The organism is Kaistella yonginensis, from assembly GCF_030409525.1.
In the GTDB taxonomy this organism is placed as follows: Bacteria; Bacteroidota; Bacteroidia; order Flavobacteriales; family Weeksellaceae; genus Kaistella; species Kaistella yonginensis.
This window is the reverse complement of the sequence record NZ_JAUFQB010000012.1, coordinates 1-14,785: the sequence shown is the minus strand read 5'-3', so window position 1 is coordinate 14,785 and position 14,785 is coordinate 1. Positions and strand designations below refer to the sequence as shown.

Genomic DNA, 14,785 nt, shown 5'->3' with positions numbered 1-14,785 from the left:
TGAGATTGTTCATGTATTTAAGTGATTGGTAGTCAGGTAAATATACGATTTTTTAATCAAATGAACAATCTTTTTTCCTATATTTCTAAATGCACAACGGGTAATCTATTATATGCCATAGAATCTGCAGTGAGCAATTCGTAAAATTTATCTGCTGATATTTTGAAAACACGCTTATGAGAAACAGAACTTTCTTCGGTTTCAATCACCCATTTTTGATTAAATGATTCTGCACTTGTAAAATCAACAAAATAGCAATTCGCTTGTTTGAAAATGTTTGCTTGTTTTGCCAATTTTTCAAAAATTGCATCTTCAAAATTCATTGGAAGTGGCTCAAAAAGAAAAAGGCCAAACAATCTATTATCTTCAGCTTTAATATCAAAACCACTTAAATTCCCAACCTCAAAACCTTTAATTCCACCTAAAATTTGTTCATGAAAAGTTCCGATAGAATTGTTGATGGATTTATCTACCTGCCTTAAAATTTCAGCTTCAATAAGATCTTCTTCGCTTATATCATTAAATTTTGCATCAAACGTTAACTTAATCGTATCGATTTTATTAGTGTAAAATGTTTTCTTACTGATATTGTTTTTAGCTTTCAAATAGGAGTTGTGCAAATTACCAATACAAATGAGTAAATGTTCATCTGAAATAAAATTCACTTATTTATTCGCCATTATAATTTATCTTAAAGTTCTGTTGCCAATTTACAAATAAATTGTTTTATAGTCAATCACTACTCTTTTCCCACCACCATTCCCTAATTTTGCACCATGCAAACCGACCGAAAAATTATTCATGTGGATATGGATGCGTTTTACGCTTCTGTAGAACAGCATGACAATCCAGAACTGCGCGGGAAACCTCTGGCGGTAGGCGGTGGAATGTATGGTGTGGTTGCAGCGGCAAGTTATGAAGCACGAAAATTTGGGGTACGTTCTGCCATGCCCGGCAAAATTGCGCTGGAAAAATGCCCGCATTTAATTGTGGTAAAACCCCGTTTTAATCGGTACAAAGAAATCTCGCAGCAGATCAGAAAAATTTTTTTTGAATTTACCGATTTGGTCGAACCGCTTTCTCTGGATGAAGCCTACCTGGATGTGACCGAAAACAAAAAAGGGATTGAATCTGCCCAAGAAATCGCACGCCAAATTAGAAGCAGAATTTTTGAGGAAACCGGACTGACGGCTTCTGCCGGAATTTCAGTGAATAAATTCCTGGCAAAAGTGGCTTCTGATTACCGAAAACCCAACGGGCAGAAAACCATTCATCCCACCCAGATTTTAGAATTTATGGCAGAACTTCCGATCGAAAAATTTTACGGGATCGGAAAAGTCACCGCCAATAAAATGCACGAACTTCATATTTATAAAGGTGCTCATTTAAAGGAAAAATCGCTGGAAGATTTGATTCGCCTTTTTGGAAAATCGGGAACCTACTATTATAATGTGGTGCGCGGAATTCATCACAGCGAAGTAAAACCACATCGCATACAGAAAAGTGTGGCGGTAGAAGAAACATTTTGGGAAAATCTGTTGGATGAGGAAGCGGTTTTTAAACAATTGCAAATCATTGGTGAAGAATTAGAAGCTCGCCTATCAAAAAAAGAAATCAAAGGAAAATCATTATCCCTGAAAATTAAATACAAAGATTTCACTGTGTATACGCGCAGTACAACGCAGGAAGTCTATTTTGAAAATGCTCAGGATTTTTACGAAACAGCCCGCAAACTTTGGGAACTGCGCCCCTTTGATAAGCCGGTTCGCTTGCTCGGCTTATCACTTTCTAACCTCAATACGCAGGAGAAAAAACAGATTTCGGTACAGTTAAAAATACCTTTTGAAGAGTTTAATTAATGCTGTTTCGAGGACTTTTCATAATTTCATTTATTCCGCACTTTTCTGAAAAAAGGGCATCGTTATTTTTAAAAAATAAGATTAAAAACCAAAAAAACGGTATTCGATCCTTAAGAATTATCGCTTTTTGCTTGCTGCGAGGTTAAAAATATTACTCTACCAGGCCGTTCTTATCATAGGTCAAGTGTTGCCTCTATGATCTATCCTATTTTTGCAGCCAGATAACAATTAAATATTAAACAATGAAAAAATTATCAATCTTGGCACTTTCAGTATTTCTGGTTGCCGTATCATGTAAGGAATCAAAAACCGATACCGCTACTGCCACTACAGAACAAGTTGTTGCTGAACATGCAGGAGAATCTTTAACTGTAAATACAGAAGCCAGCACCGTCAATTGGACTGCTTACCACAAAGGAGGCTTGAATCCAAGATTTGGCACAACCAAAACAACCGGTGTATTTTCGGTAGAAAACGGAAATCTTATTTCTGGGAGCCTTGTTTCAGAAATCAATAGCTTAATTACGGATCCTAGTTCGGTAGATCCTGCCATCACCGATGGAAAAACTTCTTCAGATCTTGACTCACATTTGAAAAGTGCAGATTTCTTCGATGTTGAAAAATACCCAAGTGTAAAATTCGACATTACCAAAGTTGAAGATCTTCCAGCAGGTAGTGCAAGTAAAGTTGAAGGCGCGAACAAACAAATAAGTGGAAATCTTACCATCAAAGATAAAACTGTAAATGTTACTTTCCCAGCAAAGGTTGACGTAACCGACGGGAAAGTAAATTTAGTTTCCAAATTTACCATCAACAGACAAGATTGGGGCTTGGCTTACGGTGCAGAAGGTGATCCAAAAGATTGGATGATTTCTCAGGAAGTTGACCTTGAATTGAATATTGTTGCAAACAAATAATATTTTCCCTCCATCTATACTAGAAGCCGCTCTTTTGCGGCTTTTTTTAGCACCTGATTGCAAAACTTCAGAATGAGATCATTTTTTTAATTGGAGAGTTTTGCGCATTCATTTTAAAAAGACGATCATAAATAAAACGAACGGATCTTTAGAAAAAAATTTTTACTCTTTAAAAACAGGAATTCTGATTCTCACTTTTTTCGGGATGGTTTTTGCTTTTCTATTTTAAAATCGATTTATATGAACCCAACCATGATTCAATTTTTCCACTGGTATTCTAAGGGAAATTCAACATTATACGATCAAATAAAAAAATCGGTCTCTTATTTAAAAGAATTGGGGATTTCGGCCGTCTGGTTTCCGCCGGCTTATAAAAGTGCGGGTGGCGGTTATTCCGTCGGTTACGACCCTTATGATTTATTTGATTTAGGTGAGTTTGACCAAAAAGGAACGATCCCTACAAAATACGGAAGCAAAGAGCAATACCTTGATTCCTGCAAAACTTTACAGAAAAATGGCATTGCTGTCATTACCGATATCGTACTCAATCATAAAGCTGGCGGGGATGAGCTAGAAAGATTTCATGCCGTAAAAGTGAATCCAGAAAACCGACAAGAAAATATTTCTGAGCCTATTGAAATTGAATCGTACACTCAATTTACTTTTCCTGGAAGAGGAGAGAAATATTCAGATTTCAAGTGGAATTTTCAATGTTTTACCGGCGTTGATTATGCCGAAGGCCAAGAGAATGGAATTTATCAAATTATCAATGATCACGGTGATGGTTGGGAAGAGATGATTGATGACGAAAAAGGGAACTACGATTATTTAATGTACAACGACATTGATCAACGAAATCCTTTCGTACGTGAAGAACTGAATCACTGGGGAAAATGGTACCACGACCAAATTCATTTTGATGGCGTTCGGTTGGATGCTGTGAAACATCAATCTCCCGAATTTTATAAAGAATGGTTGTATCACTTAAGAGCAAATACGGGAAAAAATATTTTTGCGGTCGGAGAATATTGGGCACCAGGAGAATTACCCTTGCTGGAAAAATATATTGAAGCCACAGAAGGTTCCATGAGTTTGTTTGATTCCTCTTTGCATCATAATTTTCATAAAGCATCATTAGCTGGCGCAGCATACGATTTACGAAAAATTTTTGATGAAACATTAACCCAGGCCAATCCACTTTTATCTGTAACTTTGGTCGATAATCACGATACGCAACCCTTGCAGGAATTAGAAGCTCCGGTTGAAAAATGGTTTAAACCTCTGGCTTACGCTTTAATTCTTCTTAGAAAAGAGGGATATCCTTGTCTATTTTATCCCGATTTATTTGGCGCAAATTATACCGATAAAGATAAAGAAGGCAATGATCAGGAAATATTTTTAGATAAAGTTGAGAAGATTGAAGAACTGCTGAAAGCACGACAATTGTTTGCATATGGACCTCAGCGCGATTATTTTGAAGACGCCAATTGTCTCGGCTGGATTCGGGAAGGTGATGAGGAACATTCAGGTTGCGCCGTAGTTTTGAGCAATAAAGAAGCTTACCAAAAACCGATGGAAATGGGCGAAAAATATATTGGAAAAACTTTCTACGATTACTTAGGATGGTTTGAAGAAAAAGTCATCATCGATGAAAAAGGTTGGGGAAATTTTCCCGTTCCTGCAGGAAATGTCTCCGTTTGGGTTATGGAGAATTAAAAACATTATCTAAAGGTGATTATCACCGGGGGTTTTTGATAGAAAGCCACGATGACTTTAGCCAAGGATACCGCTATTTAAGAGCCTGTTTAAATTTGCTTAAAAAAATAAATCGCATTTTTCCCCGACACCTAAAAGGTGGAAAATTTCTTAAAATTTCATTTTTTAGGGATTGAGGAAATGAATTTTAAACAGGCTCTCAATTGTCAGAATAATTCGTACTAAAATACCTAAAAAAATCTCAAACCTTATTGGATTTGAGATTTTTCGAATAAAATACTTTTTAAGTGAAGTTTTACGTCGTCATCGTGATTAGTTCTGGATTAGTTCTGCAAATGGCAATCTATTCTTATTTTATCACCTTTTTCGTTGTGATTTCTCCACCTTGATTCACTTTCAAAATATAAATCCCGTTGTTCAATTTTTCAGAATTAATAACTACAATCGTACTATTCGGTTTGATTTTATTAATCATTCTTCCACTGGAATCGTAAACTTCTACCTCGGTGATTTTCTTTGATTTTGCTTTAATGATAAAATCACTTCCGTCTTTGTAAATAATTAAATTTTCAGTCGTATTATTGGTTGCCAAGTAAATTTCCGGCACATATACGATTTCAAATCTGCCAGAATTTTCGCCCTCATTTGCTGTAAATTGGTATTCGCCTTCTGATAAATTGGTAAGGATCCCGGTATGTTTGTCTTTCAGATAAATATTTTGTCCGTTAGCAAAAATTCCATTTTTTTCCTCATCTAAAGCAATGGTGTAATTTCCAGTTGAAAAGTGATTACTGCCTAAAGGAACCACATCGGTATTTGAAAAAGCATCCTTTCCATTAATGGATATTTTTTCATTTTCTACCGTGCTGTAAATTGCATCTGAGCCTCCTAAAGATTGGGAATCATCTTTGGTATAACCATTATTTCCACCGGCAAAATAAACGATTGCAATTTGGGAAGTAATGTTCGTAGGACTTTTCATTTTCAACCAATATCGATCAAATGGCACCGTATTTTTTCCAAAAAACCCTACGGAAAGTCCAGCAGAACGGATAGCATTGGTAAAGGCAACGGTTTTGCTCGCCACTAAAGTTCTTGCCATAAATCCTTGTTCGATTTTCACATACCTTGTAGGTACTTTTGTTCCGGCGCCTGCATCACCTGTCGCAACTGTTCCGCTTCCGGTTCCAGGTGGCGTAGCAGCGTTAAATTGTGCATACGCTTGCCCTCCATACAAATCGCCTTCTTGGGCCGTTCTTGTATTGGCTTTGTTATCCCAAAAATAAAAAGTGGGACTTAAATCTGTAGAATTTGCTCCGTAAAACGCATCCAAATCTAAGTTGGACGGATAAGGATTGCCGATTAAATTATAGCCACGATTGGTATCAGAAGTATTAGAATTTACGAGCGTGTAATTAAAACTACCATTCATAGGTTCTCCCGTGAAACTAGCTTTCATGGGGGAACCGGAAAAATCTGTACTTGTGGCTTCTTTTACCGCCAATGCTCTTCCTGCAATATAGGCACCTGAAGAATTATAAAACTTGTTTGTTGCTTCATTATGATACAATACAAACGGCACGGTCACAGCATTACCTGAACCATCTTTATAAATATCTTTGAGATTCAAATTTTTTACAGGGGAACTTAGGTAATTGTATTGTTGTCTGCCTGCGGAGAAAATAACATTTCGTTCGGCAATAACATTTCCTGTATTGGATGCGGTTGCGTCTTGAAAAAGATTGGCATTATTTGCCAAACGGAAAGTTGCCAATGCATCTACTTGTACTCCATTGAGTGCATGGAATTCATTAGGCAAAACATTATTTCCTGTTGCTGGAACTAGAAGTTCTGCAGCATCTACTACACTGGTTATGTTTTTAACAACAGTTTTTAAGGGGGCTGTTTTGATGCCAGAATTTGAAATTTTCAGATTATAATAATTTCCATCTGCTCCTTGTCCAATTCCTATTTGATTGGTAATGACTTGATTCCCACCGCGCGAATATCCCACCGTACTTCCGTTTTGCAGATTGATGGTTTCAATGCCTACATCAATTGAAGTTTGACTGGTGCCACTGAAACCATGTTGGTCTCCTGTTTCAAAAGTTCCATTATTTTCTACCGTTACTGTTTGTGAACCAACTGGCCCAACAATAGCGTTCGAACTGATTTTAAAAACTCCACCAGGTTTTATGGTAAAAGTACCATTATTTTTAAGGGTGATATCATTACCTGTTTTACCCACATTATTTCCGGTGACTTCGATGTTTTGATAAGATTCTGAACGAATATTTTGGGAACCTGCTTGCGAACTTGCAAATTCTACTACCCCTGCTGTTAAATTATATACTCCCGTGAGACCAGGTTGAGCACCTGTTTTAAATAGTCGATATCTTCCGCCGGACATGATCAGATCACCAGAAGTAAGTGGAGAATCGTTTACATTATCAAATCCGCCTGTACTATTATCTAAAACAATTCCTGCTCTGATTTCCAAATACCCCGGAGAAATAATCCTATTTACGCCATTGGGTTGAAATACGTAAGAATTTTGATCTAATTCTACGATTACTTTTTTTGCAGAACCTTCATTTGGCAAACCGTTTCCAGAAGCTTGATCTCCTTTTCCGATATAATAGAAAGTAGCATCAGCATGATAAGTTCTACCTGCAGCGCCAGTTTGAACATTTCCTAAATTAGCAGTTTTTGTAATCCCATTGGGTGAGGTAATTTTTAGAGTGCTTGCTTGTTGTGTTGCAAAAGTTTGACTAATTTGACTCGCTACAGGAACTATATTCAAAGCAGTTGTTCCATTAAACCCAAAATCAAACATTCCTCCCGTTTTCACATTGAAGGCACTACTTGTACCTAACGCCAAATCTTGATTAATTAATCTTACATACGCTCCGGAATTTACATTAAAGGTAATTTTAGCAGCAGTCGTCTGGTTGGCTATATTTATTGTTTGTGTAAGCGCAGCAGTAGAACCATCACCTGTTCCTACAAAATTAATGTCTGATTCTGCTAAGGTGCGAACGATATAAGTGGCTTCAAATAAAGCCAGGGCAGAAACAGTCAAGTCGCCTTTTAAGTTAACAATACCATTTCCACCGTAAGTTGTAAGAGTAGATACTTTATTAACATTAAAGAAACCTCCACTCACGGTCATGTCTCCATCAATATTCAACGTTGCAACACCTGTATTCCATGCATGATCTCCTAAATAAACTGTTCCCGCAGATTGTAGAAAATTCCCTAGAACATTAATTACTTTCACACTTGGCCAAGAATTGAACCCAATAGTAAAAAAACCAGAGCCACTAAAATTGAGATTATTATAAGTAAAATTGCGCAACTCTCTAACCGTTGGGGTATTTGAAATATATTCTACAGTACTATTGGTAACCGTATTTACCAAAGGATCAGAATTTGCGATGAATTCTGCGCAAATTTGTATCGTTCCTGTAGGTGATAAAACTCTGGGGCCGCCCATAATATTCAGATTACCGTATGTTAAAGGCGGAACTGGTTGTGAGGTTGAGCTCGCAATATTGAATTGGCTTTCACAATCTAAAGTTGCTGTGGCAGAACCCCCATAATTAAAATCACCATTAATAGTAAGTGATCCCGTAGAAGCTGCAGAAAAAGTTCCATTGCCGTTCAAGGTGAAATTATTGATTGTTCTACTTGCGGCAATATTCAATTGGTTGGTTCCAGGAACATTGATGATCACATTATCGGTTGCTGCAGGAACTCCGTACGGAGACCAGTTGGCAGGATTTGCCCAAGTTGTATCTACAGAACCATTCCAAATATATGCAGCAGGAACAGTATAAGAAAAAGTTGTTGCTAAAGTAGAATTATTAGTTACTGATCCACAACCACAGGATGACCCTGGCCCATTGCCAAAAATTTCATCCCCTCCTCCACTGTGCCATGCTGAGACAATGTATGTTACAACTGTTCCAGGAGTTTGCGCTGGAATGATGGCTGAAACAACATCAATGTTGGACCCACCATAAGCAAAAGTATTTATATACGAACCAGAAACTACCATTGTTGTGCCCGTTCCTACTCCAAATACCCCTGCTGGAACAGAACCATCGATCGTGTAGTACACTCTTAGTTGATTGGTGTCAAATTGGTTTTCAACTTTGAAACTAATTGTTGTTGCTTCTGAAGAATTAGGGATAAGATTGTTTCGATATTGGATACCACTAACACCATTAACAAAATTTGTAGTCACTTCATGGTAAACATATTTAGCTTCTGCAAAAACCAATATGCTGAAGAGCATTAATACCAAAGAAAGCACTTTTTGATGCAAAACTAAAGTATTTAGTTTTACATTCCATAGTAAATATTTTTTCATCTTTCAAAAATTTGTGTATTCAAAAATACAACTTTTTAGATTTCAATGGGTTAATTCATTCTTATTTTTTCGTAGCAAATCATTGTTTTTAATTGATAATTTGGGTCGACCGAATCGCTCAACAACCCCCCAGCCATGGCTCCACCCGCATTTTAGCACTTTTGATGTTTGTTTTTCAATTTTTTTTTATTTAAAAACGAGCATTACCAGAATAACATTTTGACATTTTGAATTCTGAACGGAAGAGCAGTATTTCTGTTTTTTATCATTTCCTTAACAGCCATTTCTTTTTTGAGCGCTTATCTTTGTTTTACACAAAAAAATAAAATAAATGAACGACCATTATACCGTCAAAGCATTTGGCGCAGCCTCCAAAGACGACGATTTAAAAGAAATAATAATTGACCGACGAAGTCTGCAACGGAAAGACATTGAAATTGACATTCTCTATTGTGGCGTTTGTCACAGCGATTTGCACACGGCACGAAACGATTGGGGCGGCACCAAATACCCTGCAGTTCCTGGGCACGAAATCGTGGGGAAAATCACGAGAGTGGGCGCAGATGTGACCTCTTTTAAAGTGGGCGATTTGGCTGGAGTTGGCTGTTTGGTCGATTCTTGCCGAGAATGCGAAAGTTGCAAACAAGATTTAGAACAATATTGTTTGAATGGATCAACCGGAACATACAACGGAAAAGATCAGTATTTGAACCAGCAGACTTTTGGCGGATATTCTGAAAAAATAATTGTAGACGAAGATTTTGTTCTGAGAATTCCAGAAAATTTAGATCTTCAAGCGGTTGCACCACTGCTTTGTGCTGGCATTACCACTTGGTCGCCACTAAAACACTGGAACGTAAAGGAAGGAAGCAAAGTGGCAGTGGTTGGTTTGGGCGGCTTGGGTCACATGGCTATAAAACTGGCCAAAGGTTTGGGTGCAGAGGTCACTTTAATTTCTAGAAGTCCCGATAAAATTCAAGATGCTTTAGATTTAGGTGCTGATTCGGTGGTTATTTCAACCTACGAAAATGAAATGAAAGCCGCCGCCGGAAAATTCGATTTAATCATCGATACCGTTCCTTATGACCATGATATTAATCCTTATATCGCCACTTTGAACATTAGTGGGACTTTAGTTTTAGTCGGATTTATTGGTAAAATGGACGATGCATTGTTTACACCACCGATGATTTTAGGCAGAAGATCGGTGGCAGGCTCCGTAATTGGTGGGATTAAAGAAACACAGGAAATGCTGGATTTCTGCGGTGAACATCATATAGTGTCGGAGGTTGAAATGATCAAAATGCAGGATATTAACAAAGCGTATGAGCGCATGCTGAAAAGTGATATTCGTTATCGATTTGTGATTGATATGCAGTCTTTGAAGAAGTAATTTTTTTCAACCACAAAGTCACAAAAGTTTTTTTGATTTTTTAAGTAAAAATTATACTACTGATAAGTTCATTAAAGGATGATCTAGTTACTTAAAATTGAGTTTAAATAGTAATCCGGTTTAAAAATTTCAGCCGGATTTTTTGTTATTTTTGAAGGATTTCGTTGGCTACTTTCTGCTTTCCATTGATTGGTTCGGTTATTTTTAGATTTAAAATATCTGTAACAATAGGATAAATATTTACATTTTGAAACTCCCCAATTTTTTTATTTTCTTTAAAGGCTGGCCCCAAAGCGATAAAAGCAGCTTTCATTTCCGGAACTTCGTACGGGTTATATCCGTGCTTACCGACCGAAGCTTTTTTGCCTTTCTCTAAAAATATCTTCGGTGATTTGGGAACCAATAGTATTTGCCCGATTCGATTATAGCGATCATGCTTAGGTGAAAAATTTAATTTTTTCGGAAACTTTTTATCGAGAAAAACATCGTATTCAGGCGTTTTATTCTTCTTTAAATTTCGGTAAACTGCCTTTACTTCGGCTGGGTTTTTCACCACAATTCGCAGTAGAGTTTGAGCGTTATAAAAATCAAACCGATTCTTATCAAAAAGAATCTCTGGAATGGTAAGGGGATTCTCAATATCCACTTTTATCATACCATGATCAGACACAAAAATGAAGTTTACATTTTTTAATCCTAATTTTTTTACTTTCTCAAATAAAGCTCCGACTGCATGATCGACCAGTTGAACTGCATTTTCTGTTTCTTTACTTTCTGGTCCAAAACGGTGACCGCTAGCATCAACTTCCGGGAAATACAACGTGATAAAATGGGGACGAATATCTTCTGGCAATTGAAGCCAGTTGATGACTTTACTTACTTTTTCCTGAGGTGAAAATTTTTCGTGGTAATGGTAATAATACGTGGGTCTTGCACCGCCTGCATCACTCGCCGAACCAACCCACATCATCGATGCTGAAAGCATTCCTTGTTTTTCTGCTAAACTCCACAGTGGATTTCCGCCATACCATGAGCCGTCTTCCGCTGCTTCTTTATTACTCATCGCGTAAAACTTTTTCTTTAGATAATCATAAAAATAATTATCTATTAAGCCGTGATGTGCAGGGTATAAACCCGTGATTAAACTCCAATGATTGGGAAATGTAATGGTCGGGAAACTCGGCAACATTGCTTTTGCTGTTACGCCTTTCTCCGCCCATGTTAAAAGGTTTTTGGCGTGATATTTCTCAGCATAGTCCGATCGCAAACCATCTGCCGAAATTAAAATAACGTATGGTTTGGATCGTGTTTCAGCAGCATTGAGCCGATTAGGAGTTATCACTTGTGCCGTATCCGTTTGCGCAAAAACACCCAAGTAGTTTAAAATAAATAGCAATGAAATCAGGTTTTTCATAAAAATTAAAATAAGAACAAAGTTAATCTTTAAAAAAGGTTAAAAAGGGCATTGCACCTAAATTTCTAAGTTAGCGTTTTGAAAATAATAAAAAAATTATTCTTTAAAAAACAGGAACATTCATTAAAATAAAAAATGCAACAATCGAAATTTACTAAAATTTGTTAAAAAATATTACATTTGCAAGGAATCCATCTATTTGATATGAAAAAATTACTATTATTTGTTTTTTCCTTTATATATTTCAGTTCTTTTGCGCAACTTGATCGGGAACATTGGTTTGCTCCGATGGTTGATCGCGTCGGGAATTCGTCGCAATATCAATCAATTTACCTATCAACCAATGAAACAACTCCATTTAAAGTAGATATTTACCACAACAATATTGTTGTTGCTTCCGTCAACATCAGTAAAAATAATCCTATAAAATATAGTATTCCTAACTCACAACGAAGCAGGATCATTACCACGAGTCAGACTAATTTGTTTAAGCCTGTGGCGATGGGCTTTTATTTGAAAGGCGACAAACCATTTTTTGCAAGTCTGCGATTTTCAATTAAAAATCATGGGGAAATACAAACTTCCAAAGGAACTGCTGCTTTGGGAACAGAGTTTCGGGCAGTGGTGGCACCAATAACGGTTTATAATGGAATATTAAATTTCATGAACAGTATCATGGCGACGGAAGACAATACAACGGTCACGGTTACTGATTTTCAACCGAATGTTCAGTTTTCTGATTTTATCACCCGAACTCAGATTACATTTACACTCAACAAAGGCCAATCTTATATCATTGATGGCTCTGGGGATTACTCACAAAATTTTACCGGTTATATCGGGGCAAAAATAATTTCTGACAAGCCCATCGTTATTGCCAATGGAAACTTTAATGGCCAATACGCTGGAAATTATGACTCTTCCTCAGACATTTTAATGGATCAAGGGGTTCCGGTAGATAAACTGGGACAAGAATTTGTGTTGATGAAGGGAAATGGCACAACCACATCGTCGATGGAGAAAGCAATAATCGTTGCCACAGAAGACAATACTGAAATTTATATCAATAATGGAACAACCCCTGTTGTAACCTTGAATGCAGGTCAGTTTTATCAAACGACGAATGGGGCATACCAAGACCAAGGTTTTAACCATTACAATATGTTGATAAAGGCCACGAAAAACATCTATGTATACCAATTAATGGCCGGTGATTCAGGAAGTTCTATGGTTGCTACGGGCGGATTTAATTACATCCCACCTTTAAACTGTTATCTCCCCAAAAAAATTGATGAAATTGGGAAAATTGATGAAAATGAATATTCATCCAATGGAGTTTCTTATAGTTTAACAGTTCCTACAAAACTAAATATCATTACCGAACGAAATGCGCTAGTTGATGTTAAGCGAAATGGCATTTCATTGGCTTTGACTACAAGCAATGGTCCTTTCGATGTAACCGGAAATAATGCCTGGGTAACCTACTCGATTCCAAACATTACCGGAAATGTGGCGGTGTATTCTTCTAAAGCGGTGACTGCAGGAATTTCGGCAGGAAACGACGCTGTTGGATATGGTGGCTATTTCGCTGGATTTTCCTCGATTCCACTCATTACAAAAACAGTGGGCGACTGTCTTCCAGGCGTAAAATTAGAAGTTACAGAAGGTTTTGACAGTTATCAATGGCTTATTAAAGTAGGCGCCACGTATGTTCCCGCTCCAGGAATTAACAACACTTTTGAATACATTCCTTCGCAAGCTGGTATTTACGCCGTTAAAGTTAAGCAGGGTTCCTGCGATGAAATACAAACCCGCGATTTCAAATTTTATAATTGCACCACCTTTACCAATTACAATTATGATACGTGTACCACAAAAACAGTCACCCCTATTTTTGCCTTAAGTTCCCAAAGTGTAAATATTCCTACGATAAAGATCGACACTCCTCCGACAAAAGGTACCGTTGTTATCAATGCAGATGGAACCATTACGTACACCGCAAACCCTAACGCAACTGGAGTCGACACGTTTAAATTTTCATTCTGTGGAACTGGCACCATTCCTGATTGTGAAACTGTGCAGGCAACGATCCAGCTCAATCAAATCGAACATTATGATAGAACCCTCAATGAATGTTCTGCAACAGCAACCGCAACTTATAATTTAACTCTAGCAGCTCTCAGTCCTGATGTAGCGGTGAGCAAAAAATATTTCACCGATGCCGCTTTCACCAATCAAATTCCCACAGCCCAAATAACAAATTACACCTCAGCACCAGGTTTTGTTTATGTTCAATTATCAAATACATATGGTTGTGATGCAACTGCGAGAATTGAATTATTAATCACCGCGCCACCCGTTGTTACGCCCGCACTTTATACGCTAAACACCTGTGATGAAGAAATCGATGGAGTTATTGATGGGATTTATAAAGTGAACTTAACTACAATTACTCCCATAATTGTTCAAAATCCAACTGCTTTTACTATTAAATATTATGCAACTCAAGCACAAGCAATAACGGGTGGAACTGATCTTATCACGGGAAATTTCACCTTTACCACAAATACCTCGGTTTGGATTAGAGTAGAATCACCATCAGTCTGCGGACCTATAATTAAAGAAGTTCTTTTAACCACAGGAACAAAATTAGGTATTACAACGCCAGTTCCAATCATTGTCTGCGACAACGACCGAAATAATACAGAACCAATTAATTTAGCAGATTATCTCAGTTCATTTATAACAAATCCTTACGATTCGGTAAAATATTTTGATGATTTAACCAAAGCGCAAAACGATCTGCCAGGACAAAACATCTCAGCAGCACAAACCATTACCGCTGATAAAACTTTCTATTATCGATTTAAAAAAGCAGGAGTTTGTGACAATATCGGAACGCTCAATATTTCCTTTAAAAGTTCAACTCCTTCTACAACCCTTGCGGCAAGCGTTACTGTTTGCGAAGGCAGCACAACCGATTTGAATGTCGGCTCTGGGTATTCTCAGTGCTGTGGAGCACTGGGGAGACTACAACAATTATTAATGTTGGGGTTGGAAATTATTATGTGGATTTAACCAATGCTTCTGGCTGTATCTACCGCCAAAATG

8 protein-coding genes are annotated in these 14,785 nt (G+C 37.3%); 5 read left to right on the top strand and 3 right to left on the bottom strand.

The window, feature by feature from the left end:
- Window positions 1–77: 77 nt before the first annotated feature.
- Entirely contained in the window at window positions 78–665 is a 588-nt protein-coding gene (locus QWY78_RS05480) for an Eco47II family restriction endonuclease (RefSeq protein ID WP_290217354.1), read from the bottom strand.
- A 111-nt stretch (window positions 666–776) separates the two neighbouring features.
- Between QWY78_RS05480 and dinB the strand changes: the two genes are divergently transcribed.
- The 3 genes from dinB to QWY78_RS05465 all read left to right on the top strand — a co-directional run bounded on the left by dinB (window position 777) and on the right by QWY78_RS05465 (window position 4,492).
- A complete protein-coding gene (gene dinB, locus QWY78_RS05475) occupies window positions 777–1,859 on the top strand; it encodes a DNA polymerase IV (protein WP_290217353.1) in 1,083 nt (360 codons plus the stop codon).
- A 242-nt stretch (window positions 1,860–2,101) separates the two neighbouring features.
- Window positions 2,102–2,776: a YceI family protein gene (locus QWY78_RS05470; RefSeq protein WP_290217352.1), complete on the top strand. Its 675-nt coding sequence runs from the start codon at window positions 2,102–2,104 to the stop codon at window positions 2,774–2,776.
- 240 nt (window positions 2,777–3,016) lie between these two features.
- A complete protein-coding gene (locus QWY78_RS05465) occupies window positions 3,017–4,492 on the top strand; it encodes an alpha-amylase (protein ID WP_290217350.1) in 1,476 nt (491 codons plus the stop codon).
- A gap of 349 nt (window positions 4,493–4,841) precedes the next feature.
- Here QWY78_RS05465 and QWY78_RS05460 read toward each other — a convergent pair whose 3' ends face one another.
- Entirely contained in the window at window positions 4,842–8,867 is a 4,026-nt protein-coding gene (locus QWY78_RS05460) for a T9SS type A sorting domain-containing protein (RefSeq protein WP_290217348.1), read from the bottom strand.
- Between the two features lie 331 nt (window positions 8,868–9,198).
- On the opposite strand from QWY78_RS05460, the gene QWY78_RS05455 reads away from it, so the two are divergent.
- Window positions 9,199–10,260: an NAD(P)-dependent alcohol dehydrogenase gene (locus QWY78_RS05455; RefSeq protein WP_290217347.1), complete on the top strand. Its 1,062-nt coding sequence runs from the start codon at window positions 9,199–9,201 to the stop codon at window positions 10,258–10,260.
- Between the two features lie 145 nt (window positions 10,261–10,405).
- Here the strand turns inward: QWY78_RS05455 and QWY78_RS05450 are convergent, their stop codons facing one another.
- The gene (locus QWY78_RS05450) at window positions 10,406–11,674 is read right to left on the bottom strand and encodes an alkaline phosphatase family protein (RefSeq protein WP_290217346.1); all 1,269 of its coding nucleotides are present in this window, start codon (window positions 11,672–11,674) and stop codon (window positions 10,406–10,408) included.
- A gap of 204 nt (window positions 11,675–11,878) precedes the next feature.
- Here QWY78_RS05450 and QWY78_RS05445 point away from each other — a divergent pair, with 204 nt between their 5' ends.
- Window positions 11,879–14,752 (top strand): FIDD domain-containing protein, encoded by a 2,874-nt coding sequence (locus QWY78_RS05445; RefSeq protein WP_290217344.1) that lies wholly within the window; start codon window positions 11,879–11,881, stop codon window positions 14,750–14,752.
- The last annotated feature ends 33 nt before the right edge of the window (window positions 14,753–14,785 follow it).

Bases quoted from the DNA above. Each gene is read 5' to 3' on its own strand.
- dinB (WP_290217353.1), top strand. From the start codon at position 777: ATGCAAACCGACCGAAAAATTATTCATGTGGATATGGATGCGTTTTAC.
- QWY78_RS05470 (WP_290217352.1), top strand. From the start codon at position 2,102: ATGAAAAAATTATCAATCTTGGCACTTTCAGTATTTCTGGTTGCCGTA.
- QWY78_RS05465 (WP_290217350.1), top strand. From the start codon at position 3,017: ATGAACCCAACCATGATTCAATTTTTCCACTGGTATTCTAAGGGAAAT.
- QWY78_RS05460 (WP_290217348.1), bottom strand. From the start codon at position 8,867: ATGAAAAAATATTTACTATGGAATGTAAAACTAAATACTTTAGTTTTG.
- QWY78_RS05455 (WP_290217347.1), top strand. From the start codon at position 9,199: ATGAACGACCATTATACCGTCAAAGCATTTGGCGCAGCCTCCAAAGAC.
- QWY78_RS05450 (WP_290217346.1), bottom strand. From the start codon at position 11,674: ATGAAAAACCTGATTTCATTGCTATTTATTTTAAACTACTTGGGTGTT.
- QWY78_RS05445 (WP_290217344.1), top strand. From the start codon at position 11,879: ATGAAAAAATTACTATTATTTGTTTTTTCCTTTATATATTTCAGTTCT.